Source organism: Brachybacterium zhongshanense (genome assembly GCF_055385755.1).
In genome coordinates, this window is the sequence record NZ_AP043790.1 from 3,544,657 (window position 1) to 3,570,623 (window position 25,967).

The window sequence follows — 25,967 nt, forward strand, 5'->3', positions numbered from 1 at the left end:
TGGTCCGCACCGGTGACCGTCACCACAATGACAGCATGATGACTCTCGACACCACCCCCGACACGTCCACTGACACCCCGGCCGACGCCGCGAGCGAGCTTGCGATCCTCGACGCCTCCGCGGACCCGGCCCGCATCGCCGCCGCCTATGAGGCCGCCGGCGCGGTGCACCTGCGTGGCGTGCTCACCGCGGAGGAGATCGCCGAGATCCGCGAGACCTTCACCTCCCACATCGAGACCGACGGCACCGGCGGCGCCTTCCACGAGACCCCGGAGGGCGACCCGCTGCACGCCTACCCGCGCATGATCCAGCCGCACCGCGACGGCCACGAGCCCGGCCGCCTCGCCCGGCGCTGGCTGCTCGAGCGGCGCATCATGGGCCGCGTCGAGCAGGCCGTGGGGCAGGTCTGGGCCGTGCAGTCGATGTTCTACTTCAAGCCCGCGGGCGCCCGCGGCCAGGCGATGCACCAGGACAACTACTTCCTGCAGACCCACCCCGAGACCTGCATCGCCGCCTGGATCGCCGTGGACCCCTGCGACGCGGAGAACGGCGCGCTCGGCGTGGTGCCCGGGACCCACCGCTACGAGATCGAATGCCCCGAGGATGCGGATGCGACCGAGTCGTTCACCTCGATCACGGTCTCGATCCCGGAGCACCTCCACGTGGTCCAGACCGACATGCGCGCCGGCGACATGCTCATCTTCCACGGCAGCCTCGTGCACGGCTCCCGCCCGAACACGAGCCGCGACCGCTTCCGCCGCTCGCTGATCTTCCACTGCATCCCCGAGGGCAGCCGCGAGGTCGCCGGGAGCTACCAGCCGCTGCTGGACGCGCGCGGCGAGGAAGTGCGCATCGAGGAGTCCGAGATGGGTGGCACCTGCGGCGAGGGCTGGGCGGTCACGAACCACTGAGGGGTGCGGGGGCGACGTGGTGGGCGCGGAGCGCGCCGTCAGCCCTGCGCTCAGCCGTCAGCCCTGCGCTCAGCCGCCAGCCCTGCGCTCAGCCCCGCTGGTCGGCCAGCAGGCGGCTGTTCTCCGCGCCGCGCCTCTTCGAGAGCGGGAACCACAGCGCGAGCACGAGCGCGGCCGTGCCCAGCAGGAGCGCGGGCGCGAGAGTGGTGAGCGAGTAGAGCGAGTCGAGCACGCCCGGTGCCTGGACGGACGCGTCGCCGCCCGCGGTGGAGCGGTAGCCGATCCAGCCCAGCGCCCAGCCGGAGACGCCGCCGGCGAGGGCCTGTCCGATCTTCCGCGCCCAGGAGCGGACCGCGTACACGGTCGCGTCGGACCGTTCGCCGGTGCGCAGCTCCTGCAGGTCGATGACGTCGGAGATCACCGCCCACACCAGGGCGTCCAGCCCCGCGCAGCCCAGCATGATCAGGCCGTACCCGGCGGTGAACACGAGCGGGGAGTCGGTGCGGAGGACGAAGAGGGCGAGCGCGGAGGCGGTGGCGAGGGCGAGCCCGATCAGGCCCAGCTCCTTCTTGCCGAGCCTCGCGGCGAGCCGTGCGGCGACGGGCAGGAAGGCGAGCACGGGCAGCAGCCCCACCACATTGCCCATCGACAGCAGGCGACCGTCCCCGAAGTAGCCGGCGTAGATGTAGGGGAGCATGCTCGCGAGCATCGTGGTGGAGACCAGCATGCACAGCGTCACCACGACGATCCCGGTCAGCGCCCGGTTCATCACGAGCGCGGCGAGCAGGGCGCCGGGGCCCATCTGCTCCTCGCGGGGCCGCGGCACGGTCCGCACCCGCTCCTCGACGTCGTGGACGCACAGCAGGTAGCAGCAGATCGCGAGCAGCCCGCAGGTCGCCGCGGCGATCATCATCCGCGTGCCGGAGAGCTCCGAGCGCCCGTCGACCTGCACGTACACGAGCAGCGGCAGCAGCCCGGCGAGCGTCAGCAGGCCCACATAGCCGCCCAGCGCCCGCGCCACGGACAGCGCCGCCCGCTCCTCGGGCCGCGAGGAGATCACCGAGACCATCGAGCCGTAGGGGATGTTCACCAGCGTGTAGCAGACCGCGCCCCACAGCAGGTAGGTGATGACCATCCAGGTCACGCGCGCGGTGTAGTCGGCGCCCTGCAGGAACGGGCTGAACAGCAGCGTAGTCGCGATCGCGAGCGGCACCATCCCGCGCAGGATCCAGGGCTTGAAACGGCCATTCTCCCCGGCGACGCCGCGGTCCGCGAGGCGGCCCACGAGGATGTCCGTGAAGGCGTCGATGATCCGCGCGACCAGCAGCAGGGTGCCCACATGGCCCGCCTTGATGCCCATGACGTCGGTGCAGAAGACGAGGAAGAACGAGGCCTGCAGGTAGAACTGCAGGTTGTTCCCGATGTCGCCGAACATGTAGCCGGCCTTGTCGCGCAGCCCGAAAGGACGCGTGGCGCGGGCAGGAGTGCTTGGGAGATCGGTGGTGGGGGCCGCGTTCATGCGGGGGCGGGTCCTCTCGGGACTGGGTGGGGAGCGGGACCGGACGCTGTCCGGAATCGATACCGGTAACGTTTCCGGTCCGGCGTGGCTTAGCTATCCCCAGCCCGCGGGGAGCGTCAAGGACGGACCGCTCGGGTGCAGGCCCAGCAGTCCGGACGGCGAGGGGAGCGCGATGGCACGGGTGACGCTCGCGGACGTCGCGAAGGCGGCCGGCGTCGGCGTCGCGACCGCCTCCCGCGCCCTGTCCGCGAAGGAGAACCCGGACGTCAGCCCCGCGACCCGCGCCCGCGTGCGCGAGGTCGCCGACCAGCTCGGCTACCGTCCCTCCGTCGCCGCCCGCGCCTTCCGCAACCGCGCCTTCCGGGCTGTGACGATCATCGTCCCCGACGGGCAGTGGGGCTGGTGGGAGCCCGCCGTCCGCGCCGCGCACGCCGCCGCCCGCGCCCAGGGCGTGACCGCCTTCGTCCAGCCCACCACCGCCGCACGCCACGACAGCGGTGACGTGGTCGACGTCATCGCAGGCCTCGCCGAGGTGCCCACCGAGGGCGTGCTCATCCTCGGCTCCGCCGGGGACGCGCGCATGCTCGAGACCGCGCAGTCGCTGCGCCTGCCCGTGGTCGCGATCGACAACGCGGCCGACGACGTGCTCGTCCCGACCGTCGGCGTCGACAACCGCTTCGGCGTGCTGCTCGGGGTGCGGCACCTGATCGCGCGGGGCCGCCGGCGCATCGCCTACGTCGGCACCGGCGGCGACCTGCCCTTCCACCACGCCCGGCGCGAGGGATTCCGCGAGGCGCTCGCCGAGGCGGGGATCTCCCCGGACCCCGCCCTGATGCTCGAGGACCCCGCCGCCGACGACCTCGCCACGGTGCTGCTCCCGGCCGTCGAGGCGCTGCTCGGGGCCGGGACCGAGATCGACGCGATCCTCTGCGAATCCGACGGCGGCGCCGCGCCCGTGCTGCGCTCCCTGCACCGGGCGGGCCTGACCGTCCCGGCGGACGTCGGCGTGATCGGCTTCGACGACTCCGCGGTCGCCGTCGCGCTCGACCCGCCGCTGACCACCGTCCGCCAGCCCTTCGAGCAGCTCGGCGAGAGCGCGATCGAGATGCTGCTCGGCCTCATCGGCGGCGCCGCCCCCGCGCCGGGACGCACCCTGCTCCCGCCGAGCCTCGTCGTCCGCGCCTCCACCGGGGAGCCCGGGGAGGAACGGGCGTCTGAGGCGGGCACGGCAGCGCGGTGAACGACGGCGCGAGCATGACCGTCGTCGTCGGCGGAGCGAGCCGCGAGGAGCTGCTTGCCCTTCTCGGCGGGTGCGGAATCCAGCTGAACGAGAGCGCGCGGACGCTGCTGGCGCACCGATGCTTCGAGGCGCGTGAGCCGGAGCGTCTGGACGTCGTGCGGCGCAGCCTCGCGCAGCTCGGTCTGGCCGGGGGAGGGACGCTCCCCGAGATCTTCGCCGCGGTGCGGGCACGGGGCTTCGCCCCGCTGCCGGCCGACGCCGGTCCCTACCTGCGAATCGCGTACCGGGACCAGGAGCAGGCTCCGGACTCGGTGCTGTCCGTCGGACGTGCGCCGACGGGGGCCGTGCACGTGCTCAGCCTGCCTCTCAGCGCGGAGGACGAGTACCCCAAGGGGCTCTACCTGCGGGTCGTCGACGGCGTCACCTGGCTGCGCGGCTTCCGCTGCGATGACGAGTACGTGTGGCCGGCGGACAACGTCTTCGCCTTGCACGCCGTCGCCGAGCAGGCGACCGAGCGCTGACCCAGCGCCTCGAGCGCTGCCCCGTCCTGCCGACGTGGCGGAGCGTCCGGGGCGCGGGTCGAGTCCTGTCGCTCACACCGGCGCCGCCAGGGCAGAGTTCCGCGGCTGACAGGGGCGCAGGATGGGAGGCATGACCGAGCCGTCCGCCGCCGCGACCGCGCACCCCGTCCATCCCGATCTGCCGTTCCGCCTGCTCGCCCTCGCCTGGGTGATCGCGGGCGGGCTCACCGCGGCGGTCACCGGCCCGCTCGGGCTCGAGCACGGCTCCTGGTCCGCGGCGTTCCAGGTCCTCGTGGGCGGCGTGATGCAGGGCGTGCTCGGCGCCGCCCAGCACCGTCTCGCCCCGCGCCCGCCCGGCCGCGGCGTGCTGCTCGCGGAGCTGCTGACCTGGAACGCCGGCGCCCTCGCCGTGATCGGCGGGACCGTGGCCGCGGCGCCGCTGCTCGTCGATGCGGGCGGCGTGCTGCTCGTGGTGACGATGGTGCTCATGATCCGCGCCGTGGGGCGCGGCGCGCAGGGCCCGCGCTGGCTGCTGTGGCTGTTCCGGGCCGGGCTCGTCCTCACCGCGGTGAGCATCCCCGTGGGCCTGGTCCTCTCCCACCTCCGCGCCGGCTGATCCCCTGGCCGCTACTGGTACGAGATGAACCAGGGCGGCGGCTCGACGGCGAGGGTCTCCTCCGGCGTGAACATCGGGGTGTCCTCGTCGTAGAAGTTCTTCCACGCCATGTGGATCCCCGCGGGCAGGTCCTTCTGCAGTGCCTTGTAGGTGCCGAGCTTGTCGCCGGGCACGCCGTGTCCGTCCGCGTGCAGGATGATCGCGAGCTCGGGCCGGGAGGTGTCCAGGTCCTGGCGGTCCTTGATCATCGAGCGCGTGAACTGGTGCAGGATCAGCAGCTTCTGCGGCAGGGAGTGTTCGGCGGTGAGGTCCGCGAGCCAGGTCGAGACCTCGTTGATCTCCGCGGCGGTCACCGAGCCGATCTGCTCGAGGTGCTTCTGACTCGGCTCGAGGCGCCATTCCGCGTCCAGGGCGAGGCCCACGTGCGGCGCGGTGAGCAGCTCCTCGTAGCGCCGGGCCTGGGTGAGGAAGTCGGTGGTGCCGGGCTGGAGGTCCAGCACCACGTACACCCCTGCCTCCCCGGCGGCGTCCACCCATTCGCGCAGCCCCTCCGCGCCGAGCTCGCTGGAATAGTCGCCGTCCCCACCGGCCTGCGAGGACGCGATCGTCGCGATGATCTCGAGCGCCGGCACCACGGGCTCCTCCGCGAGGCCCTCGTACTCACCCGCCAGCGCGTTCACGCGCTCGAGCGTCGCGGGGAGGTCCTGCTCGCCGAGCACACCGAGGGAGGGCACGTTCGGGGAGCCGTAGGCGGCGACGAAACGTCGGCCCGGGAAGAGGGTGGTGCCGCCGCCGGGCAGCTCGGGCGCGCCGAGCGTGCGCTGGAGCGTCGCGGGGAAGTCCTCGGTGGAGCCGAAGCTCTTCCCGAGCGCGAGCACGCCGCGGGCGGGGTCCTCGCCCGCCGCCTCCCGCAGTGCCGCGACCGAGGCGCTGCTGCGGCCCACGTCCCCGCGCGGGATCTCGGCGACCGTGCCGCCGGCCGCGCCGAGGAGCGCGTCGGCGAGCGCCCGGGCCGGGGAGTCGGCGGCGGGGTCCACGAGCAGCGTCACCGGGGCGCCGTCCCCGACCCGCTGCACCTCCGGCAGCTCCGGAGTGCCCGCAGAGAGGTCGAGCTCGACGATCTCCGCGTCCGTGTCGGTCTCCTCGAGGCCGTGACCGGAGACAGCCACGACGGTGAGGGCGCCGAGCCTCTCGAGCTCCGCGGCGAGCCCGTCCGCGGGGCCGAGCAGGAGCGGCACCCCGGCGTCCGCGGCGAGGCCGGTGAGCTGGTCGAGGGCGTCCGCGGGGGCGACGATGACGAGCTCCGCAGCAGTGAACAGAGCGCTGCTGAGGGCGAGCGCGGTCACGGCCGGGTCCTCGTCCGGGAGCACGGCGGAGCTCGGGGGCTCCGTGACCGGCTCGATCCGGGCGGCCTCGTCCGTGCACGCCGCGAGCGGGGCGAGCAGCGCGAGCGCCGCCGCGCCCGTGAAGCCCCGGCGGGTCAGCGTGATGCGCCGTCGTCCTCGTGCCTGCACTGCGGGATGCACCTCCTTGTCACTGCACGGCGGGACGGTGTCCCTCCTCTGTCCTATCGTTCCATCCCCCGGGGATCGCGGACTGACCCGCAGGCGAACGGCGTGTGCAGATCCGGGACAGCCCGCGCCGCCATCGGCCCGCCTCACCGCAGCCGCGCGACGTCCACCTCGACCCGCTCGCCCTCGGGGAGCGTGACCTCGAGGGTGCGGCGCCCGCAGCGGATCCGGTGCTCGCCGACTGCGCCCGGGCCGAGCGCGCGCAGCGCGAGCGCCGTCGGCCGCCCTCCCTCCCAGTCCATGTCCACCGCGATCCCGGGCCGGGCACGCAGGCCGTGCATGGAGCCGTCGGCCAGCAGGTCCGGCACGGTCGGCAGCAGCTCGATCTCGCCGCGATGGGACTGCACGAGGCACTCCGCGATCGCGGCGAGAATGCCCAGGTTCCCGTCGATCTGGAACGGGGGATGGGCGGAGAACAGGTTCGGGTACAGCCCGCTGCGCTCGCCGCTCAGCGTCTCGGCGGGCCGCAGGAACAGCTCCAGCAGCGCCTGCACCCGATCGGCGCGGCGCAGACGCGCCCACAGGCACGCCTTCCACACGAGCGACCAGCCCGTCGCCTCGTCCCCGCGCGCCTCGAGGGAGCGCGCCGCGGCCGCCTCGAGCCGCGCCGAGGGCACCTCCGCGCCGGGGTAGAGGAACCCGAGGTGGGAGACGTGCCGGTGGTGCGGCTCCCGCTCCGTCATCCCGTCGCGGTGCCATTCGAGGATGCGGCCGTCGGCCCCGATGCGCGGCCCCGGCACGAGGTCGAGCACGGCCTCGGCCCGCTGCACCACGGGGTCGCCGTGCCGGTCCAGCAGTGCGGCGGTCTCGACGAGGCGCTCGGCAGTCTCGCGCAGCAGCCAGCGGTCCATCCCCACGCCCTCGCTGAGGCACACGGCCTCGCCCGACTCCGTCACCCAGAGGTTCTCCGGGGAGGTGGAGGGGAAGGTGACCAGGTGCCCGTCGGCGCTCTCGTGCAGCAGGCACAGCGCGAAGGCGACCGCCTCGCGCAGCGCGGGGAAGCGCTCGGCGGCGATATCCTCCTCGGTGCGGCCGCTGAAGGAGGCCAGCGAGTCCAGCTCCCGCTCGAGCCACAGCCCGCCCATCGGCCAGGTCGACCAGGACGGCTCCCCGCGCACCGGGTCGGTGTACCCCCACGGGTCGGAGTTGTGGTGGACGGTCCAGCCGTCGGCCCCGTAGACGCGCCGGGCCGTCTCCCGCCCGGCCTCGCGCAGCATCGCCACGTACGCTCCGAGCGCCTCCGCGGCGTCCGGGACGTGCACGGTCGCGGCCGCCCAGTGGTTCATCTCGACGTTGATGTTCACGGTGTAGTTCGAGGACCAGGGCGCCTCGAGGCGCGCGTTCCAGATCCCCTGGAGATTCGCGGGCGGCAGGCCGGGCCGGGAGGCGGAGGCCAGCAGGTGGCGGCCGAAGGCGAACGAGGTCGCCAGCAGCTCGGCCTCCTCGGAGCCGCGCAGCGTGAGGCCCATCGCCCCGGCCCCGGGCAGGGGCGCGGCCAGGTGCCGGCGGCGCAGCTCCTCCTCCCCGCGCGCGAGGGCCGTCTCCGCGTGGGCGGTCGCCTCGGCGAGGACCTCGTCGACGGGCCGGTCGGGGGCACGGCCGAGCCCCTGCCAGGTGGTGACGATCGCGCACACCACGAGCAGCCGCCCGCCCTCGACACGGCTGCGGACCGCGACCACAGCGCGACTCGCGCCGGCCTCCTCCCAGGCGATCTCCTCGGTGGCGCGGAACTGCCCGGCGGGCACGTCGGACGGGGCGCGCAGCACCACGGTCAGCGCGCCGCCGGCCTCCTCCCGCCGCTCCTCGACGAGCGGGGACTCGAACCCGAGCACGGGCCGGGCGCCGTCCGGGCAGGGCAGGGAGTGCACGAGCACCTCGTCGGCGAGGCTCACGAAGCTCAGGTGCTCCCCGCCGGCCGCATGGACCGTGTGCTCGGCGGCGGCGAGGTCGAGGACCCGTTCGGCGTCCGGGTCCGGGGCGGCCGCGTCGCCGAGGTCGATGCTCAGCTCCCCGACCGGCAGATAGGCCTGCGACCACGAGGTGCCGAGCTCCTCGATCGCGGCCTGCGCGCCGCGCACGTCACCGCTCGTGAACAGGGAGCGCGAGCGGGCGAGCGCCGCCTCCGCGTCCCGGTGGCCGGTGCGGTGCGGGGCGTCGACATCGGGCGCGCCGGACCACAGCGTGGTCTCGTTGAGGGAGAAGCGGGCCCGGCCGGGGTCGCCCCAGACCATCGCGCCGAGGCGGCCGTTGCCCAACGGCAGCGCCTCGAGCCAGCGCTCGGCGGGTCCGCGACGGCGGAGGACGGTGGGGGAGGAGGTCACAGGTGCGGCCTTTCACGGGAAGAGCAGGAGCGCGGCGAGCTCGCAGAGGGTGCGGCGAGGAGGCCGGTGGCGTCCTCGCCTGCCGTGGTCGCCCTGCCCTGCGAGGGAAGGGGTCACATCGGAGTGTCTACGCGAGCGCTGTGAGACTGACCACCCCTTGCCCGCCGTTGCCGGGAATCGTCCCACCTTCCCTCGGCATGCGCTTGCCCGGACGCGCGGGGCATGGTTCACTCTGAGGGATGGAAAGCGGTTGCCACTCGCAGGGTCGCGAGATCGGTGGCCACCACGCACAAGGAGAGCAGCCTCATGGCAGAACGCAGGATCGGCATCATCGTCAACGGCGCGACCGGCCGCATGGGCTACCGCCAGCATCTGGTGCGCTCGCTGCTCGCGATCCGCGAGCAGGGCGGTGTGGAGCTGTCCGACGGGGACCGCCTCGTCCCCGACCTGCTGCTCGTCGGCCGCAACGAGGAGAAGCTGCGCACGGTCGCCGAGCGCCACGGCCTCGAGAACTGGACGACCGACGTCGACGAGGCCCTCGCGACCCCCGACTACGAGGTCTACTTCGACGCCCTGGTGACGAACCTCCGCGTCGCGAACCTCAAGAAGGCCATCGCCGCCGGCAAGGCCATCTACACCGAGAAGCCCACCGCCGAGTCCTTCGAGGACGCTCTGGAGCTGGCGAGGCTGGCGAAGGAGGCGGGCATCGTCAACGGCGTCGTCCACGACAAGCTGTACCTGCCGGGCCTGCTCAAGCTGCGTCGTCTGATCGACTCCGGGTTCTTCGGCGAGATCCTCTCCGTGCGCGGCGAATTCGGCTACTGGGTCTACGAGGGGGACTGGCAGACCGCCCAGCGTCCCTCGTGGAACTACCGCTCCGAGGACGGCGGCGGCATCGTCGCCGACATGTTCCCGCACTGGAACTACGTGATCGAGGAGCTCTTCGGCCGCATCGAGGACGTCTACGCGCAGACCGCCACCCACATCGGCGAGCGCTGGGACGAGAGGGGCCAGAACTACACGGCCACCGCCGACGATGCCGCCTACGGCGTGTTCCGCCTCGAGAACGGCGTAGTCGTGCAGATGAACTCCAGCTGGGATGTGCGCGTGCATCGCGACGAGCTGGTCGAGTTCCAGGTGGACGGGACGAAGGGGTCGGCCGTCGTCGGCCTCCACGGGGCCCGGATCCAGCCGCGGGAGGCGACCCCGAAGCCGGTGTGGAACCCCGATGTGAAGGACGAGCACGACTATCGCGGAGACTGGATCGAGGTGCCCGAGAACGCCGGACCGGACGGGTTCGACAACGGCTTCAAGGTCCAGTGGGAGGACTTCCTGCGCTCCTATGTCGAGGGGCGCGCGTACCCGTACGACTTCCTGTCCGGTGCCCGTGGCGTGCGTCTGGCGGAGACCGGCCTGGCCAGCTCCGCCGAGGGCCGCCGCATCGCCCTCGAGCCCCTCACGGAGATCTGATCATGAGCGCGACCACCTCCGGCGGCGATCTCCGGCTGACCCTGCTGGACGACGACGGCTCGCTGCGCACGATCACCGTGGGGCAGGCCGCCGCCTTCCCGCGGCCGACCTCGCCGCTGCGCTCGCGCACCGTCTACGCCGCGGTGCACGTCATCCCCGAGGTGCACGGGGACAACAGCCCCGGCGCGCCCGCCGACATCGACTGGGAGGCGACGCTCGCGTTCCGCCGGACCATGTGGTCGCGCGGTCTCGGCGTCGCCGACGCCATGGACACGGCCCAGCGGAACATGGGCCTGGACGCCGCCGCGACCCGCGAGCTGATCGCCAACAGCGCCGACGCCGCCCGTGCCGCGCTCGCCGATCCGGAGATCGCGGCCGTCTTCCCGGAGGGGGCGCAGGTGCGCGACCTCGTCGTCGCGGGCGTCTCCACCGATCAGCGCGACGAGCAGGAGCTGACCCTCGACGAGATCGTCGACGCCTACACCGAGCAGCTGGTCGCGACCGAGGCCACCGGTGCGGGGGCGGTGCTCATGGCCAGCCGACACCTCGCCCGTGCCGCCTCGTCGGCGAAGGACTACGAGGACGTCTACCGGCGCGTCCTGGCGAGCGCGATGGAGCCCGTGGTCCTGCACTGGCTGGGCACCGCCTTCGACCCGCAGCTCGAGGGCTACTTCGGCTCGACGGACACCGCGGTCGCCGCCGAGACCCTGCTGCGGATCATCGAGGAGGACCCGGCGAGGATCCGCGGCGTCAAGATGAGCCTGCTCGACGACGCGGCCGAGGTCGCCGTGCGCGAGCGCCTTCCCGAGGGCGTCATCATGCTCACCGGCGACGACTTCCACTTCTCCCACCTGATCGTCGGCGACGGCACCGGCGCTCCGGCGGCCGGGGGGACCGGCGCCGATGGTGCGGCCGACGGCGGGGCGCCGCACGTCGGGGAGTTCTCCCATGCGCTGCTCGGCGCCTTCGCGGTCACCGCCCCAGCGGCGTCGGCGGCGGTGCAGGCCCTGGACGCTGGAGATCCCGAGGAGGCCCGACGCATCCTCGACGCCTCCGAGGAGCTCGCCCGGCACGTGTTCTCCGCACCGACCTACCACTACAAGACCGGGGTGGCGTTCATGTCCTGGCTCAACGGTCACCAGCGCGCCTTCACCATGGTCGGCGGCATGCACAGCGCCCGCAGCCTCCCGCATCTCTCGCGGACCCTCGAGCTCGCCGCCACGACGGGTAACCTCGAGGAGCCGGCCCTGGCGGCCGAGCGCTGGCACGCGATGCTGCGTCTGGCCGGTTATGCCGTCGGGCAGGGTGAGGACGCCTCGGCAGGAGGCGTCCGATGACCGCTCCTGAAGGAGGCACCGCGATGACCGCCCACGGTTCGACCCCGCGCCTGTCCATCAACCGCTGGACCTGCCGGACCACCCCCATCCAGGACTTCCTCGAGGCCTGCACCGCCCAGGGGCTCGGATCGGTCGGCCTGTGGCGGCAGGACGTCGAGGAGGTGGGGCTGGAGGCCCTGCGCCGACGGGTCGACGACGCCGGGCTGAAGGTCTCCACGCTCTGCCGCGGCGGCTTCCTCACCGCGTCGGCCGCCTCTGAGCGTGCGGCCGCCCTCGAGGACAACCATCGGGCGATCGACGAGGCGGCGGCTCTCGGGGCGCCGACGCTCGTGCTCGTCGTCGGAGGCATCAGCCGGGAGGACAAGGACATCGTCGGTGCCCGCGCCCGGGTTGCCGAGTCGATCGCGCATCTCGCCCCCTACGCCGAGGACGCCGGCGTGACCCTCTCCATCGAGCCCCTGCACCCGATGTTCGCGGCCGACCGCGCGGTCGTCTCGACCATCGACCAGGCCCTCGACATCGCCGAGGCCTCCGGGAGCCCCGCCGCGGGCGTCGTCGTGGACACCTATCACGTGTGGTGGGATCCGAACCTGTCCTCGGCCATCCGTCGCGCCGCCGACACGGGCCGTCTGTTCAGCTACCAGGTGTGCGACTGGAACCTGCCGCTCGCGGCCGAGCCCCTGCACTCCCGCGGCTACATGGGCGACGGGTTCATCGACTTTCCCGCCATCACGCGCGAGATCGCGGCGGTCGGCTACACCGGTGACATCGAGGTCGAGATCTTCAACGAGGACGTCTGGGCGACGCCCGCTCCCGAGGCCATCGGCATCATCGCCGACCGCTACTCGCAGCTCGTCCAGCCCTACGCCTGATCCGGGGTCCGGGTGGTGCTGGGGCTGGGGCTGGGGCTGGGGCTGGGGCCCGGGTCGCGGGTGGTGCTGCTGAGAATGGGACCTGTGCGTGACCTCAGCGTCTCTCAGGCGTTGAGGTCACGCTGGAGTCCCAAAGTTTGCAGCTCCCCTTCGGCAGCGCTGGGTCCGGGCGCGGGAGCGGCGGCCTCAGGTGCGCTTCCAGTAGGCGAGCGCGTGGATCCTCTCCTTGGGCACGTCGAGCTGTCGGCGCAGCATGCCGCTGATCCGTCGTGTGGTCGCAGACTCGAGAGAGACGAAGAACGTCGTTCCGGCGGGAGCTTCGACGGCGGCGGTCCAGGCGGCGGTCTCGATGGAGCCGTCGCGGTCGAACCAGCGCACGTCGGCCCCTTCCCTCGCCGGGGAGGGGAGCTTCTCGGGGTCGTCCGGGGCGCCGCGCTCGAGCAGCACCGTCGCCGTGATCCCGGGCTCGCGACGCAGCAGGTCACCGATCGCGGGCAGCGATGCTCCGTCGCCGACCAGCACCATGGTCTCGGGGCGCTCGGCGATGGGGCTGCGCCCGTTCAGGACGGTCGCGTCGATCGTGTCGCCGGGCCGTGCCGTGCGGGCCCAGTCCGAGGCGATGCCGGGGTGGAGGTAGAACTCGATCCAGGCGGTGCCGTGCGCGGGATCGGGATCCACGAGGGTGTAGCCGCGCTGGTGCCCGCGGCCCGACGGCGCTGTGAACCACAGCCGCAGCCAGTAGGTGGGGTAGATGTCGTCCCTCGTCAGCAGGTCGCCGACGTCGACCTTCAGGCGGAGGAAGCGCTCGGAGGCCTGGTCCCGCTCGAGCACGCGCAGCCGCAGGTCCTGGGCGCGGTACGCCTTGAGGATGACGCCGTTCAGGCCGCGCCGCGGGGAGCTGGTGCGGGGCGCGTCGGACGAGCGCTGGGAGCTCTGCTCGGTGGACATGGGCCGCCTTCCGTTTTCTGCAAGGTCAGCCTTACCATATTCGAGTGACGATGCGGAGGCGAGCGGTGTCCGCGCTTGCTGTGTCGACGGGGCGGAGCTCGGGTGCTCAGCGGTAGTCGTCCCAGACGGGGGAGGGGAACAGCACCTGCTCGAAGCGGGCCCACTCGGTCTCGAGGTCGATCGGAGGGTCGCGGAACATCCGGAGCTGGAGGCCGTCCATGGCCGCGAGGGACATCTCGACCAGGTCGCGCGCGTCCTCGAAGGTGCCGATCTGCGGAGGCAGACGCCAGCGGGTGGCGCTGTACAGAGCCCAGACCTCGGTGGGGCGGGTGGCGTAGTGCTCGTGCGCCGGGTGCTCGGGGAAGGTGGACTCGGCGCTCAGGACCATGTGCAGTCGGATCAGCTGCGGGTCCTGCGCGTTGTGGTGGACGAGGTAGCGGAAGTACGCCGGCAGCGAGACGCCGTCGGGGTGGACGGCGGCGGGATCACCGGTCGCGATGAAGTCGTCGGGGTCGAACCGACGGTCGTAGCGCTGGTCGACGAGGAGCTGCAGCAGGCCGTCCTTGTTCTTCACGTAGTGGAGCAGACCGGGCTGGGTGAGGCCGACGGCGTCGGCGACGTCCTGCAGCGAGAGGCCGTAGAAGCCGTGGCGGGCGACGAGATCCGTGGCCGCCTCGAGGATCTGCGCGATGCGCTCCTCGGGGGTCCGACGGACGCGCGGCCTGGGGGTCTTCGACGGGGTGGGCATGAGGTCACGGTATCCCGAGCCGTCCGACCCCGCGGCCGAGCCGTCCGACCCCGCGGCTGAGCCATCCGGTCTTCGGCCTCCGGGCCCCGGGCGTCGGAGCGGTGGCGGCCCGGCTCCTGGGCGCCGGAGCGATGGTGCCCGCGGGGCCAGTGGTGCGCGGCACAGTCGTCCCGATTGCCATCGGACCGCTCGAGGACTTAGTTTCAGAGCGTTACCTAGTAGGCACTCGATAATGGGGCGGGGTCGTCGTCGGACGACCACTGCTGGGCGGATGCGACGGGGCACATGGCCCCGCGGAACGACTGGCCGCCGCGGAACGACAGGCCCCCGCGCGGCGGCCGGCCTCCGCAGACCCGCTCGCCGCCACCGGCCCGCTCGCCTCCGCAGAACCGCTCGGCCTCGCGGAGGCCTCGGTCCTGGAGGCGGCTCCGGCCGAGCTCCCCCCCCCGGACATCGCCCCGGACACCGGTGCGCCGCTGGCCAAGGGGCAGGTGGTCCGCTTCGCGGCCGGATTCCTGCTGTTCGGAGCGGTCTGGATGGTCGGGCTGCAGATGATCGCCCAGGTGCTGCTGCCGCAGCGCCTGCAGGACATCGGCGTCGCATCGCCCGAGGCGATGCTGGGCACCGCGAACGCCGCGACCGCGATCGTCTCGCTCGTGTCGAACCTGGTGTTCGGCAAGCTCTCGGACCGCACGCGCAGCCGGTTCGGCCGACGGATGCCCTGGATCCTGGGCGGTGCTGTCGTCGGCGGCGTCTCGCTCGGCGCGATCGGGCTGGTGGGCAGTCCGGCGCCGATGATCCTGCTGTACTGCCTGAGCATGGTCGGACTGAACATGATGCTGGCACCGGCGATCGCGGTCCTCGCCGACCGCGTGCCGATGGCCGTGCGCGGGACCATGAGCGCCTTCTACGGTGCGGGCCTCGCGATCGGGAGCCCTCTGGGCGCCCTCGTCGGCGCCGCCTTCATCACCACGACGGTCCCCGGCTTCCTGCTCGGCGGCGGCCTGATGCTGCTCGGCGGCATCGTCGCGGTGATCGTCTGGCCCCGCGAGCGCTCCGCCGTCGACCTGCCGGCAGCGTCCACGAGCCTCAGGGACGTGCTGCTGTCCTTCCGTCCGCCGCGCCATGCGCCCGACTTCTACAAGGCGTTCGTCGGCCGCTTCTTCATGCTCGTGAGCATCCAGATGGTGCTCGCCTACCAGCTGTACATCGTCCAGGGGCATCTGGGGCAGTCGGTGGCGGAGTCGGCACGCACGATCGCCACGATGTCGGTGATCCTGCTGGTCGCCGGTCTGCTGGGCTCGCCCATCTCGGGTCCGTTCTCCGATCGTCTGGGGCGGCGCAAGCTGCCGGTCGTCGTGGCCAGCGTCCTGTTCGGCGTCGGCGTCGCCATGCCGTGGATCCTCCCGACGGCCACGGGCATCCTGCTGTTCGCCGCGATCGCCGGCTTCGGTCAGGGCGTCTACAACTCGGTGGACCAGGCCCTGAACGTGGACGTCCTCCCGAGCGAGAAGGAGGCCGGCAAGGATCTGGGCATCTTCAACCTCTCGACCACGGCCGGCCAGACCGTCGGCCCGCTCATCACCTCGGCCATCGTGGTCGCGACCGGCGGCTACTCCGCCGTGTTCGCGGTGTCGATCCTCGCGGCCGTGCTCGGCGCGTTCACGATCACGCGCATCAAGGGTGTGGACTGAGCGGGCGCGGACTGAGGCGCGACGGAGGCCCTGGTCCTGATCGTCCCGGGATCGGAGGTCAGTCGGAGGGTCGGCCGCTCGGGGCACCGTCGACGGCCTCGGCGTCCGGGAGGATCTCAGCGATCAGGGCCTCGGTCCGGCGGCGGATCTCGTCCCGGATCGGGCGGACGGCGTCGATGTCCTGCCCGGCGGGGTCCTCGAGGGTCCAGTCGAGATAGCGGGTGCCGGGGAAGAGGGGGCAGGCATCCCCGCAGCCCATCGTGATGACGACGTCGGAGGAGCGGACGTCCTCGGGCGAGAGGATCCTGGGCCGCGCGCTGCGGATGTCGATGCCCGTCTCGAGCATCGCCTCGACGGCGACGGGGTTGATCCGGTCGGCGGGCATCGAGCCGGCGGAGCGGACCTCGATGCGGTCGCCCGCGAGGTCGCGGAGGAAGCCGGCGGCCATCTGCGATCGGCCCGCGTTGTGGACGCAGACGAAGAGGACGGACGGCCGAGGTGCGGGGGCGGCGGTGCTCATGGAGACTCCTCAGGGGATGGGCCGGCGGGGGCTGCGGGGGCGGCGGGGATGAGGCCGGCGAGCAGAGTGCGGACGCGGGTGGTGATGTCGTCGCGGATGGCGCGAGCCTCCTCGGGAGAGGCGAGGGCGGGGTCGCCGATCGCCCAGTCCTCATGGCGGACGCCGGGGATCCGAGGGCAGACGTCGCCGCAGCCCATGGTCACGACGACGTCGGCCGCCCGGACCGCGTCGTCGGTGATCGGCTTCGGGAAGCGCCTCGAAGCGGCGTCGGCCGCTGCGTCTGGGCCCGCCCCGGCTCCTGTCCCTGCTTCCGAGGCGCCGGCGTCGAGCTCGACGAGCATCGGGCGGACCGCCGGATGGATGTCAGCCGCGGGAGAGGATCCTGCCGAGCGGGCGACGACCCGGCCCGCCCCCAGCTGCTCCGCGAGGGCCGCGGCGAGCTGGGACCGACCGGCATTGGCCACGCACACGAACAGGACCTGCGGCGGGCCGCTGCCTTGCTCGCGACCGATGTCGGCGAGGCGCTGCCGGGCGAAGCTCTCGGTGCGCGCGAGGAGCTCCTCGGTGGTGACTGATGACCTGGTGAGCGCCGCAGCGGACTCCCGGACGATCCCGAGGACGAATGCGGGGTTGAGGGCTGGATGCTCCGGCCCGAGCTCCTCTGCGAGGGCGGCGATCCGGTGGTCCAGATCGTCCGACGCCGACGCCGACGCCGACGCCGACGCCGAGGCGCGCGCGCCATCGACCTCCACGGCGGCACCGAGAGGAGCGGCGGAGGACATGGCGGTGGCAGGGGCGAAGGCCTCCAGCAGAGCGGTCACGGCGGCACGACGGCCGTCCGGGATGGAGCACCAGACCCAGGTGCCGCGCCGTTCCGAGCGCACGAGACCGGCTCTTCGGAGCGTCTGCAGGTGGTGGGAGACGGTCGGCTGGGTGACCGCGGCGAGCTCCGCGAGATCGCACACGCAGCACTCGCCGCGAGGATCCGTCGCGATCGCCGAGAGCATTCGCAGGCGCAGCGGATCGGCCAGGGCCTTGAGCGCGGCGGCGACGTCGTCGGCCGCGGCCGCTCCGATGGCGCGGGTGCTGACCGGCGAGCATGCGGTCTCGCGGAGGGGGTGGGGATCGCCGACGGTCATGCGCGCTCCGCCGGAGCAGGTGCCGGAGCAGACGCAGAAGCGGCGGTCGAGCTCGAGGAGAGGTCGGCTCCGGACGGGGGGTCGGTGCGGAACCACGTCCTCGCCAGCCGCAGCGAGACGTGCACCAGGCCGACCAGCACCGGGACCTCGATGAGCGGTCCGACGACGCCGGCCAGGGCCTGGCCGGAGGCCGCGCCGAAGGTGCCGATGGCCACCGCGATCGCGAGCTCGAAGTTGTTGCCCGCTGCGGTGAGGGCGAGGGTCGTCGAGCGTGCGTACCCCAGACCCAGTGCACGTCCCAGGGTCATCCCCGCGAGCCACATGAGTGCGAAGTAGGCCAGCAGCGGCAGAGCGATCCGGGCGACGTCGGCAGGACGGGAGAGGATCGCATCGCCCTGCAGGGCGAACAGCAGCACGATCGTGAACAGCAGTCCGTACAGCGCCCAGGGGCTGACGCGCGGAAGGAAACGCTCCTCGTACCATGCCCGGCCGCGGCGCCGCTCCCCGATCCACCGGGAGGCGAAGCCCGCGGCGAGGGGGATGCCGAGGAAGACGAGCACGTTCAGGGCGATCTGCCCCATGGAGACCTCGAGGCCCTGGGAGTCCAGGCCCAGCCATGAGGGAAGGGCCGTGAGATAGAGCCACCCGAGCAGGGCGAAGGCGAGGACCTGGAACACCGAGTTCACCGCCACGAGCACTGCGGTCGCCTCGCGGTCGCCGCAGGCCAGGTCGTTCCAGATGACGACCATCGCGATGCAGCGGGCCAGGCCGACGATGATCAGCCCCGTGCGGTACTCCGGGAGATCCGCGAGGAGGAGCCAGGCCAGCGCGAACATGAGCGCGGGGCCGACGACCCAGTTCAGCAGCAGCGAGGAGATCAGCAGGCGCCGATCCCTGGTCACTCCTGCGATCTTGTCGTAGCGCACCTTGGCCAGCACGGGGTACATCATCACGAGCAGCCCCAGCCCGATGGGCAGAGAGATCCCGCCGACCTCCAGCTGCGAGAGGATCTCGGACAGTCCCGGGACGAAGCGTCCGAGAGCGATGCCGCCGGCCATGGCCAGCCCGATCCACAGCGGGAGCCAGCGGTCCAGGGCCGAGAGGCGGGCGGGTGCCGTTGCCGTGCGCGGCAGCGTCCCGCCGGAAGACGATGGAATCGACATGCGTCTATATTGACGGTCATCGATTCAAGGCGCAACGCCCTGCGGCTGCTCAGCTCTCGAGGATCACGAGATCCCAGGCGCCGATCTCGAGGGGCTGGCCGACGGCGAGGCGACCCCGGGCGTCGAGCACCGAGTCGCCCGCGACGGGGCTGGGCATCGTCACCGTGTCGCCCGAGTAGTTCAGCAGGAAGGTCAGCTCGCGGCCGCGGCCGTTGACTCCGCGGCGCACGGCGACCTGATCGATCTCCTGCGGCCAGTCCCACAGGCCGGCCTCGCGGAGGGTGTGGGCGAGGATCGTCCGCAGGGTCTCCGGCGAGGTCATCGCCCCGATGTAGGTCGCCGAGCCCGCTGTGTCAGCACCCGCAGCGCCCTCAGCGCCCGAGCGGTCCGTGCGATCGGCGCGCCGCGTGACCGCGGCGGTTCCGCCCCAGGCGGGATGGTCGTAGCGGGCGAGCACCTCGGCGTCCTCGACCTGCAGCAGCTCGAGGAAGTGCTCGACGGCCGGCGGCTCCGCCCCGTCGGCCGACGTCGATGCGGGGGAGCCCATGAGCGCGCTGCCGAGCGCCAGGCGGGCGCCGTCGGGGCGGGAGAACTGGTTGTAGGTGATCCCGAAGGTGCTGGTGAGCGCGTGGGGTGCGCGGTCGTGCCAGACGGTCACGTCCTCGTCGGCGACGGCGGTGCGGAAGGTCGACACGAGGTGACCGCCATCGGCGACGAAGCGCGCGAGACGGTCGAGGGTCTCCTGGCTCGCGGTGTAGAGCGCCGGGGTGAGGATCATCATGTAGCGGCCGAGGTCCTCGTCGTCGGGAGCGATGAGGTCCACCTCGACGTTGAGGTCGAACAGGGCGTCGTAGACCCAGCGCAGCACGTCGTTGTAGGTGATCGACGATCCGAAGGCGCCGTCGATGAAGCCGGTCTCGAGGGTGAACCACTGCAGCGCGGTCAGGGCCCGGTTGCTGACCATGATCGCCACCCGGTTGCGCTTGCTCAGCCCGGTGAGGGCGTCCGCGTGCTCGGCCCATTCGCGGCCGACGACGCCGGATTCGAGATAGGTCGGGTTGGGGGCGAAGTCGTGGCTGAGCAGCCCCTTCCAGTAGGTCTCGAAGGAGTTGTGGATCGAGTGCCAGTGCCAGTACATGACGCCCAGGGCGCCGCTGGCGACATGGCTGTACGCCTGCAGTCGCAGCTGCCCGGGGTAGGGGAGCCAGCCCATCTGGCCCTGCGCCTGGGTCTCGAGCACGAGGTAGTTCGCGCCGCCCTTGATCGACCGGGTCATGTCGCCGCCGAAGGCGATCTCCTTGCCGGTCAGGCGGGACTGGGTGGGGTGGTAGATGTCCGTGCCGGCGAGGTCGACGGTGCGGGCGGCGGAGAAGTGGTCGACCGCAGGCTGCATGCCGTAGGACCAGCCGGGGGTCCAGTCGAAGTCGAAGTTCTGGGTGATGAACTGGTCCTCGCGGGCGTACTCGCGGACGATCCCCGCCTGCCATCCCAGGAAGTCGTCCACGAGGGTGCGGCGGAACGCCTCCCAGGCGGAGCCGAGGGAGCCGTTGATGGTGCCGCGCACGTCGGGGAAGTCCTCCCAGGCGTCGATCCGGTTGGACCAGTAGTCCAGGCCGAAGGCGGCGTTGAGCCGGTCCAGATCGTCGTCGAAGCGCTCCCGCAGATGCTTGACGAAGGCGCGCTGCGCCCCGCGGGAGGCCGTGTCGTGGTGCTTGGTCTCGTTGTCGATCTGGAAGCCGATCACGTGCTCGTGATGGGCGGTGCGCTCCAGGAGGGCTCGGATGGCGCGCTCGGCGTGGAAGAGGTATGTCGGATGGGTGATGTCCATGATCTGCCGCGCGCCGTAGCGGCCCGGGCCGCGGGAGGTCTCGGCGAGGACGTCGGGGTATGAGGCGACCAGCCAGGTCGGCACCGCATAGGTGGGGGTGCCGACGATGACCGACAGCCCCGCCTTGCGGGCGGCCTCGAGGGCGCGGTCGACGTGGGTGAAGTCGAAGACGCCGGGCTGCGGCTCGAGCGTGGACCAGGTCGACTCCGCGATGCGGATGACGTTGTGCCCCGCCTCCACCATCATCGCCGTGTCCTCGGCGGTGCGGTCGTGGGGGAGGTGCTCGGAGTAGTAGGCGGCGCCGTACAGCAGACGGTCCATGGTTCACCCTTCGTCGCGCGAGCAGGTCGGTCGTCGGCAGTCTAGTCGTATCTAGTAAGTGATAGATAGTAGGAGTGCCGCACCCCTCCCTGCGTCCTCCCGCGCGCCTCTCCCTGCGTCCCGCCGCGCGTCTCGCCGTACGCGGCCCGGCGATCCCTCCGTCCGCCCCTCCGAAGTCCTTCCGAGTGTCCTGATTACTCGTGTAACCTCGGGGTGATCCCTGATGGACGCTCGAGGAGGACTCCATGCCTGACACGCCTGACCGGAACCGGTCCACCACCACTGCGGCCGACGGCGACCCCGCCGCCGATCTCGCCTCCCTCACCGACGCCGAGAAGGTCGCGCTGACCGGCGGCGCCGACTTCTGGCACACCCACGGCGCCCCGTCGGCCGGCCTGTCCGGCGTGATGGTCACCGACGGCCCCCATGGCCTGCGCGCCCAGCAGGGCGAGAGCGACAACCTGGGCCTGAACGACTCCGTGCCCGCGACCTGCTTCCCGCCCGCCGTCGGCCTCTCCGCGACCTGGAGCCGCGAGACCGCAGCCTCCGTCGCGCGGGCCATCGCGAAGGAGGCCCTCGCCGAGGGCGTCTCCGTCGTGCTCGGCCCCGGCATGAACATCAAGCGCTCGCCGCTGTGCGGGCGCAACTTCGAGTACTTCTCCGAGGACCCCCACCTGACCGGCGAGATGGCCGTCGCCTACGTCGACGGCATGCAGGGCGCCGGAGTGGGCACCTCGGTGAAGCACTTCGCCCTGAACAACCAGGAGACCGACCGCATGCGTGTGGACGTCTCGGTCGACGAGCGCACGCTGCACGAGATCTACCTGCGGGCCTTCCGGGCCGTCGTCACGCGGGCGCAGCCGTGGACCGTCATGTGCTCCTACAACTCGGTGCTCGGCGAGCTCGTCTCCCAGAGCCGGTTCCTGCTCACCGAGGTCCTGCGCGAGCAGTGGGGCTTCGAGGGCCTGGTCGTCTCCGACTGGGGCGCCGTGGTCGACCGCCCGCGCTCCGTCGCCGCGGGACTGGACCTGCAGATGCCCGCCGACCCCGGTGCCGAGGAGGACCTCGCCCGCGCCCTCGCCGACGGCGAGATCGACCCCGCCGCGGTCGACCGTGCGGCCGGGCTCGTCCTCGACCTGCTGCGCAAGAGCAGCCGGTCGCTCGACGAGAGCGCCGAGTACGACGCCGACGAGCACCACCGGGTCGCGCTCGAGGCCGCCCGTCGGGCGATCGTCCTGCTCACCAACGACGGCATCCTGCCCCTGCCCGAGGGCGGCGACGGCACGGACCGCCCGCTCGCGGTGATCGGCGACTTCGCCGCCACACCCCGCTACCAGGGCGCCGGCTCCTCGCACGTGAACCCGACCCGCCTGTCGAACGCGCTCGACGCGATCCGTGCGATCGCCGGCGACGTGCCCTTCGCCCGCGGCTTCGTCCCCGGGGCCGACGACGACGAGGCGCTGCGCACGGAGGCTGTCGAGCTCGCGCGCGGAGCCGGCGCCGTCGTGCTGTTCCTCGGTCTCGGCGAGGACGTCGAGTCCGAGGGCTACGACCGCACCGACATGGAGCTCCCGGCGGCGCAGGAGCGCCTGCTCGAGGACGTCCTCGCGGTCAACGACCGCGTCGTCGTCGTGCTCTCGAACGGTTCGGCCATCCGCCTGTCGCCGACGCTGCGCTCCGTGCCCGCCCTGCTGGAGGCGTGGCTGCTCGGCCAGGCCGGGGGAGAGGCCACGGCCGACGTCCTCTTCGGGCGTGTGAACCCTTCGGGCAAGCTCGCCGAGTCGATCCCGCTGAGCCTCGTCGACGTCCCCTCGGCCCTCCACTTCCCCGGAGAGCACGGACGCGTCTCCTACGGCGAGGGCCTCTTCGTCGGCTACCGCGGTCTGGACGCGCGCGGCACCGAGGTCGCCTTCCCCTTCGGCCACGGCCTGAGCTACACGACCTTCGAGCACGCCGACGTCGCCGTCGAGCCCTCGGGCGACGGCATCGCCGTCGAGGTCACCGTCCGCAACACCGGCGATCGCGCCGGACGCGAGATCGTCCAGGTCTACGTCTCCGTGCCCGACTCGAAGATCACCCGCGCGCCGCGCGAGCTCAAGGGCTTCGCCGACGTCGAGCTCGAGGCGGGCGCCGAGCAGCGCCTGCGCGTGGAGATCCCCGCCGCCGAGCTGCAGTACTGGAGCACCCGGGCGGGCGCCTGGGCCGTCGAAGCCGGCACCTACCGGGTCGAGGTCGGCGCCTCCAGCCGCGACCTGCGCGGCAGCGCCGAGATCGAGCTTGCGGGCGATGAGCCCGTCCTCGAGGCCACCTTCTCCAGCACCCCGCTGGAGATCGCGGAGATCCCCGGCGGCCCCGAGAAGCTCGAGGAGCTCATGGGCCGCACCCCGCTGTTCCAGGATCCGGAGATGCGCAAGATGGGCGAGCAGATCCCCGTCGGCCGCCTCACCGGGCTGGGCGGCTTCAGCCGCGAGGAGATCCAGGAGTTCCTCGACGAGGTCAACGCGCGCTGAGCGCGCACCCGGCGTCGGAGATCATCCGGCGCCGGGCGTCCGCCGGGCGGGTGCCGGACGGACGACGACGGGGCGGCGCATCCTGTGCGCCGCCCCGTCGTCCTGTCAGCGGGCCCTGTCAGCGGATGGTGCGCTCGACGTCGCGGCCGGTGTACGACCAGGCCACCACGTCGATCGTCCCGCGGCGGACGTAGGGTCCGACGATGCGGCCCGTGAAGGACTCGCAGAAGTCCGAGGACAGGTAGCGTCCGTCCACCCGGGCGATCTCGGTCCAGTCTGTCCCGTCATGCACGGAGGCGATCAGCACATCGCACGAGGCGAGCATGTCCACGACGCCGGGAGCGGGCGGACGGGCCTCGAGGCGCAGCCGCACGGGGCCGTCGTCCGTCGAGCGCGATCTCGATCGTCGCGGCCTCGGTGACCTGGCGGATGCCCACGAAGTCGGGCCGGGAGTCGTCCATGCCGACGCCGCGGCCGCTCAGGCGCAGCGCCCCGGGGCGGGCGGTCGGGTCCGCGATCTCGCGGGGGAAGCGGCGGACCGCGAGGATCTGCGGATCCAGTCCGTCGACGGCGGCCGGTACCTCACCGGTCAGCGAGACCTCGGAGGAGACCTCCGGATGGCGTCCGTCCAGACGCACCGGCTCCGCATGCGGCCAGCCATCGACCCAGGTCACGGGCGTCACGAAGGTCTCGCGGCCCATGGGCGCCCAAGCGCGCGTGGTCGAGCGCGGGCGGGTGCCCAGCAGCACCATCGCCCACGATCCGTCGTGCAGCTCCACGAGGTCGCCGTGGCCGCTGTTCTGCACCGCTCGGTCGGTGCCGCGGGCGGTCACCAGCGGGTTGTGGGGCGCCCCGGTGAAGGGGCCCTGCGGGGACGGGCCGCGGGCGATGGTGACGCTGTGGCCGCGCTCGGTGCCGCCCTCGGCGATCATCAGGTACCAGTGCTCGCCGATGCGGTAGAGGTGCGGGGCCTCGGGGAACATGCCGCCGGTCCCGGACCACAGCGGGATCGGCTCGCTGAGGGCCGCGCCGGTCGCCGGATCGATCACCACCTGCGTGATCCCCTGATGGGTGAGGGTTCCGGTCTCCTCGTCGAGCAGGAAGCCCGACATGGTCACGTAGCAGGTGCCGTCCTCGTCCCAGGCGATGTCGGGGTCGATGCCCTGGACGTCCAGGACCACGCCGTCGTCCCAGGGACCGGCGGGATCGTCGGCCGTGAACAGGATGTTGCCGCGGCCGGTGCCCATCATGTCGGGGACCACGAGGTGGAAGCGGCCGTCGTGATGGCGGATCGTCGGCGCCCACACGCCGCCCCCGGTGGGGACGCCGGGCACCCCGACCTGTCCCTCCCGCACCGCGACGTGGCAGATCAGCTCGAGCTCGCGCAGATCGCGGGAGCGGAGGATCGGGATCCCCGGCAGGTACTCGAAGGACGAGGTCGCGAGGTAGTACCACTCGCCGACGCGGCAGATGCTCGGATCGGGATGGAATCCGGGGATGAGCGGGTTGGGCAGGCCGAGGTTCTCGGGCATGGGGGTCCTGTTCAGATGAGGTCGCGGATGCGGTCCGGCTCCTCTGCGGTCCGGACCGCCCCGACCCGTTGGTGACACGAGTAACCTCACTGTAGGCTTGGTTGTCGATCGATTCAAGGGAGGTCCGGGGTGAGCAGACGGGCGACCAGCGCAGACGTCGCGCAGAGAGCGGGCGTCTCGCGCGCGACGGTCAGCTACGTCCTCAACGACCGCCCCGGCCACTCCATCTCGGAGGCGACGCGGGAGAAGGTGCTCGCCGCGGCCGACGAGCTCGGGTACATCCCCAACCACAGCGCTCGCGCTCTGCGGGGGAAGGTCCCGCCGGTGATCCTCGTGGTCACCCGCGAGATGCCGTTCGGCCGGAACGTCGGCGACATGATGGACACCTTCGCGGCGCTCGCCGCCCGCTCCGGCTTCTCCCTGGTCAGCCTCCGGTCCGAGGACCATCGGGCGCTCGAGACGACCGTCGTCCATCTGGGTCCGCGGCTGGTGATCACGACCATGCCGGTCGGCGAGGAGGATCGGCTCCTGCTCGCGCGCCTGGACGCCCCGCTCGTGGACGGCTGGAGCCTCCAGGGCGAGGTCGTCGGCGGCGGGCAGGCGTCCGCGCTGCAGGTGCGTCGGCTCGCGGACGCCGGACGTCGGCGCATCGCCTATCTGGGCGCGGAGGAGGAGAGCCTCGCGCTCTTCGACGCCGAGCGCCGCGAGGGCGTGCGTCGGATCTGCCGGGAGCTGGGCCTGCCCGAGCCGGTCGAGGCGACGATCCCGATGGTGGTCGAGCCCGCCGGCATCGCCCCCGTGCAGGAGATCCTGCGCGGATGGCGCGCCCTGGAGGATCCGGTCGACGCCGTCGCCTGCTACAACGACTTCTGGGCGGCGGCTCTGCTGCGCGCCGCCCGCGCGGAGGGCATCGGCGTCCCCGGCGAGCTGTCCGTGATCGGCGTCGACGACGAGCCGATGGCGGCCTTCCTCGACCCGCCCCTGACGACGATCGACTACGACGCGAACGGTCTCGCCCGCTCCCTCTTCGCTCAGGGCCTCGAGATGATCGGGTCCGACGGGCGGGGCGGGTCCGACGAGCGGGCCGGCCTGGACTGCCCGGTGGATGCGGAGGTCACCGAGGCGTCGGGGACGGGCACGGCACCCCGGTTCCGGGTCATCGAGCGCGGCTCCGTCTGAGGCGGCC

Annotated in this window: 21 protein-coding genes; 10 read left to right on the forward strand and 11 right to left on the reverse strand. The window is 72.5% G+C overall.

Translation table 11 applies throughout. From position 1 onward, the window contains the following. The first annotated feature begins 35 nt into the window (after positions 1-35). Positions 36-911, forward strand: a complete 876-nt coding sequence (locus ACZ5AJ_RS15685; protein WP_464135975.1) for a phytanoyl-CoA dioxygenase family protein — start codon at positions 36-38, stop codon at positions 909-911. Between the two features lie 88 nt (positions 912-999). Here ACZ5AJ_RS15685 and ACZ5AJ_RS15690 read toward each other — a convergent pair whose 3' ends face one another. After that, positions 1,000-2,430 carry an MFS transporter gene (locus ACZ5AJ_RS15690; protein WP_464135976.1) on the reverse strand — a complete coding sequence of 477 codons (1,431 nt, stop codon included), beginning with the start codon at positions 2,428-2,430 and terminating at the stop codon, positions 1,000-1,002. A 172-nt stretch (positions 2,431-2,602) separates the two neighbouring features. Here ACZ5AJ_RS15690 and ACZ5AJ_RS15695 point away from each other — a divergent pair, with 172 nt between their 5' ends. The 3 genes from ACZ5AJ_RS15695 to ACZ5AJ_RS15705 all read left to right on the forward strand — a co-directional run bounded on the left by ACZ5AJ_RS15695 (position 2,603) and on the right by ACZ5AJ_RS15705 (position 4,807). Continuing rightward, entirely contained in the window at positions 2,603-3,670 is a 1,068-nt protein-coding gene (locus ACZ5AJ_RS15695; RefSeq protein WP_464135977.1) for a LacI family DNA-binding transcriptional regulator, read from the forward strand. Between the two features lie 14 nt (positions 3,671-3,684). After that, positions 3,685-4,191: a hypothetical protein gene (locus ACZ5AJ_RS15700; protein WP_464135978.1), complete on the forward strand. Its 507-nt coding sequence runs from the start codon at positions 3,685-3,687 to the stop codon at positions 4,189-4,191. A gap of 130 nt (positions 4,192-4,321) precedes the next feature. After that, a complete protein-coding gene (locus ACZ5AJ_RS15705; protein WP_464135979.1) occupies positions 4,322-4,807 on the forward strand; it encodes a hypothetical protein in 486 nt (161 codons plus the stop codon). 11 nt (positions 4,808-4,818) lie between these two features. On the opposite strand, the gene ACZ5AJ_RS15710 is transcribed toward ACZ5AJ_RS15705, so the two are convergent. After that, positions 4,819-6,333 carry a hypothetical protein gene (locus ACZ5AJ_RS15710; RefSeq protein WP_464135980.1) on the reverse strand — a complete coding sequence of 505 codons (1,515 nt, stop codon included), beginning with the start codon at positions 6,331-6,333 and terminating at the stop codon, positions 4,819-4,821. A 131-nt stretch (positions 6,334-6,464) separates the two neighbouring features. Beyond that, positions 6,465-8,699 (reverse strand): glycosyl hydrolase family 95 catalytic domain-containing protein, encoded by a 2,235-nt coding sequence (locus ACZ5AJ_RS15715; protein ID WP_464135981.1) that lies wholly within the window; start codon positions 8,697-8,699, stop codon positions 6,465-6,467. Between the two features lie 306 nt (positions 8,700-9,005). On the opposite strand from ACZ5AJ_RS15715, the gene ACZ5AJ_RS15720 reads away from it, so the two are divergent. The 3 genes from ACZ5AJ_RS15720 to ACZ5AJ_RS15730 are packed head-to-tail and all read left to right on the forward strand — an operon-like array spanning position 9,006 to position 12,378. Continuing rightward, positions 9,006-10,169, forward strand: a complete 1,164-nt coding sequence (locus tag ACZ5AJ_RS15720; RefSeq protein WP_464135982.1) for a Gfo/Idh/MocA family protein — start codon at positions 9,006-9,008, stop codon at positions 10,167-10,169. A 2-nt stretch (positions 10,170-10,171) separates the two neighbouring features. Further along, the gene (locus ACZ5AJ_RS15725; protein WP_464135983.1) at positions 10,172-11,506 is read left to right on the forward strand and encodes a DUF993 family protein; all 1,335 of its coding nucleotides are present in this window, start codon (positions 10,172-10,174) and stop codon (positions 11,504-11,506) included. After that, a complete protein-coding gene (locus ACZ5AJ_RS15730; protein WP_464135984.1) occupies positions 11,503-12,378 on the forward strand; it encodes a sugar phosphate isomerase/epimerase family protein in 876 nt (291 codons plus the stop codon). Before ACZ5AJ_RS15725 ends, ACZ5AJ_RS15730 begins: the two co-directional genes overlap by 4 nt. Positions 12,379-12,564: 186 nt before the next feature. Here ACZ5AJ_RS15730 and ACZ5AJ_RS15735 read toward each other — a convergent pair whose 3' ends face one another. After that, positions 12,565-13,326 (reverse strand): siderophore-interacting protein, encoded by a 762-nt coding sequence (locus ACZ5AJ_RS15735; RefSeq protein ID WP_464135985.1) that lies wholly within the window; start codon positions 13,324-13,326, stop codon positions 12,565-12,567. A gap of 106 nt (positions 13,327-13,432) precedes the next feature. Then, entirely contained in the window at positions 13,433-14,074 is a 642-nt protein-coding gene (locus ACZ5AJ_RS15740; RefSeq protein WP_464135986.1) for a TetR/AcrR family transcriptional regulator, read from the reverse strand. 491 nt (positions 14,075-14,565) lie between these two features. Here ACZ5AJ_RS15740 and ACZ5AJ_RS15745 point away from each other — a divergent pair, with 491 nt between their 5' ends. Continuing rightward, positions 14,566-15,768 (forward strand): MFS transporter, encoded by a 1,203-nt coding sequence (locus ACZ5AJ_RS15745; RefSeq protein ID WP_464135987.1) that lies wholly within the window; start codon positions 14,566-14,568, stop codon positions 15,766-15,768. 58 nt (positions 15,769-15,826) lie between these two features. On the opposite strand, the gene ACZ5AJ_RS15750 is transcribed toward ACZ5AJ_RS15745, so the two are convergent. From ACZ5AJ_RS15750 to ACZ5AJ_RS15765, 4 genes are read right to left on the reverse strand one after another with little or no spacing between them, the layout of a single operon-like run. Further along, the gene (locus ACZ5AJ_RS15750; protein ID WP_464135988.1) at positions 15,827-16,288 is read right to left on the reverse strand and encodes an arsenate reductase ArsC; all 462 of its coding nucleotides are present in this window, start codon (positions 16,286-16,288) and stop codon (positions 15,827-15,829) included. Further along, positions 16,285-17,427 carry a metalloregulator ArsR/SmtB family transcription factor gene (locus ACZ5AJ_RS15755; RefSeq protein WP_464135989.1) on the reverse strand — a complete coding sequence of 381 codons (1,143 nt, stop codon included), beginning with the start codon at positions 17,425-17,427 and terminating at the stop codon, positions 16,285-16,287. The genes ACZ5AJ_RS15750 and ACZ5AJ_RS15755 overlap by 4 nt, the downstream gene beginning before the upstream one ends. Then, a complete protein-coding gene (gene arsB / locus ACZ5AJ_RS15760; protein WP_464135990.1) occupies positions 17,424-18,590 on the reverse strand; it encodes an ACR3 family arsenite efflux transporter in 1,167 nt (388 codons plus the stop codon). Before arsB ends, ACZ5AJ_RS15755 begins: the two co-directional genes overlap by 4 nt. 49 nt (positions 18,591-18,639) lie before the next feature. Continuing rightward, positions 18,640-20,739: a beta-galactosidase gene (locus tag ACZ5AJ_RS15765; RefSeq protein ID WP_464135991.1), complete on the reverse strand. Its 2,100-nt coding sequence runs from the start codon at positions 20,737-20,739 to the stop codon at positions 18,640-18,642. A gap of 245 nt (positions 20,740-20,984) precedes the next feature. On the opposite strand from ACZ5AJ_RS15765, the gene ACZ5AJ_RS15770 reads away from it, so the two are divergent. Further along, complete coding sequence (locus ACZ5AJ_RS15770) at positions 20,985-23,249, forward strand: glycoside hydrolase family 3 C-terminal domain-containing protein (RefSeq protein ID WP_464135992.1); 2,265 nt, start codon at positions 20,985-20,987, stop codon at positions 23,247-23,249. A gap of 118 nt (positions 23,250-23,367) precedes the next feature. On the opposite strand, the gene ACZ5AJ_RS15775 is transcribed toward ACZ5AJ_RS15770, so the two are convergent. Together ACZ5AJ_RS15775 and ACZ5AJ_RS15780 are read right to left on the reverse strand one after the other, a co-directional pair. Next, a complete protein-coding gene (locus ACZ5AJ_RS15775) occupies positions 23,368-23,541 on the reverse strand; it encodes a hypothetical protein (protein ID WP_464135993.1) in 174 nt (57 codons plus the stop codon). Continuing rightward, positions 23,534-24,781: a glycoside hydrolase family 43 protein gene (locus tag ACZ5AJ_RS15780; protein WP_464135994.1), complete on the reverse strand. Its 1,248-nt coding sequence runs from the start codon at positions 24,779-24,781 to the stop codon at positions 23,534-23,536. Before ACZ5AJ_RS15780 ends, ACZ5AJ_RS15775 begins: the two co-directional genes overlap by 8 nt. A gap of 129 nt (positions 24,782-24,910) precedes the next feature. On the opposite strand from ACZ5AJ_RS15780, the gene ACZ5AJ_RS15785 reads away from it, so the two are divergent. Then, positions 24,911-25,960, forward strand: a complete 1,050-nt coding sequence (locus tag ACZ5AJ_RS15785) for a LacI family DNA-binding transcriptional regulator (RefSeq protein ID WP_464135995.1) — start codon at positions 24,911-24,913, stop codon at positions 25,958-25,960. Positions 25,961-25,967 lie beyond the last annotated feature (7 nt).

Bases quoted from the DNA above. Each gene is read 5' to 3' on its own strand.
- ACZ5AJ_RS15685 (WP_464135975.1), top strand. From the start codon at position 36: ATGATGACTCTCGACACCACCCCCGACACGTCCACTGACACCCCGGCC.
- ACZ5AJ_RS15690 (WP_464135976.1), bottom strand. From the start codon at position 2,430: ATGAACGCGGCCCCCACCACCGATCTCCCAAGCACTCCTGCCCGCGCC.
- ACZ5AJ_RS15695 (WP_464135977.1), top strand. From the start codon at position 2,603: ATGGCACGGGTGACGCTCGCGGACGTCGCGAAGGCGGCCGGCGTCGGC.
- ACZ5AJ_RS15700 (WP_464135978.1), top strand. From the start codon at position 3,685: ATGACCGTCGTCGTCGGCGGAGCGAGCCGCGAGGAGCTGCTTGCCCTT.
- ACZ5AJ_RS15705 (WP_464135979.1), top strand. From the start codon at position 4,322: ATGACCGAGCCGTCCGCCGCCGCGACCGCGCACCCCGTCCATCCCGAT.
- ACZ5AJ_RS15720 (WP_464135982.1), top strand. From the start codon at position 9,006: ATGGCAGAACGCAGGATCGGCATCATCGTCAACGGCGCGACCGGCCGC.
- ACZ5AJ_RS15725 (WP_464135983.1), top strand. From the start codon at position 10,172: ATGAGCGCGACCACCTCCGGCGGCGATCTCCGGCTGACCCTGCTGGAC.
- ACZ5AJ_RS15730 (WP_464135984.1), top strand. From the start codon at position 11,503: ATGACCGCTCCTGAAGGAGGCACCGCGATGACCGCCCACGGTTCGACC.
- ACZ5AJ_RS15735 (WP_464135985.1), bottom strand. From the start codon at position 13,326: ATGTCCACCGAGCAGAGCTCCCAGCGCTCGTCCGACGCGCCCCGCACC.
- ACZ5AJ_RS15740 (WP_464135986.1), bottom strand. From the start codon at position 14,074: ATGCCCACCCCGTCGAAGACCCCCAGGCCGCGCGTCCGTCGGACCCCC.
- ACZ5AJ_RS15750 (WP_464135988.1), bottom strand. From the start codon at position 16,288: ATGAGCACCGCCGCCCCCGCACCTCGGCCGTCCGTCCTCTTCGTCTGC.
- ACZ5AJ_RS15755 (WP_464135989.1), bottom strand. From the start codon at position 17,427: ATGACCGTCGGCGATCCCCACCCCCTCCGCGAGACCGCATGCTCGCCG.
- arsB (WP_464135990.1), bottom strand. From the start codon at position 18,590: ATGTCGATTCCATCGTCTTCCGGCGGGACGCTGCCGCGCACGGCAACG.
- ACZ5AJ_RS15765 (WP_464135991.1), bottom strand. From the start codon at position 20,739: ATGGACCGTCTGCTGTACGGCGCCGCCTACTACTCCGAGCACCTCCCC.
- ACZ5AJ_RS15770 (WP_464135992.1), top strand. From the start codon at position 20,985: ATGCCTGACACGCCTGACCGGAACCGGTCCACCACCACTGCGGCCGAC.
- ACZ5AJ_RS15780 (WP_464135994.1), bottom strand. From the start codon at position 24,781: ATGCCCGAGAACCTCGGCCTGCCCAACCCGCTCATCCCCGGATTCCAT.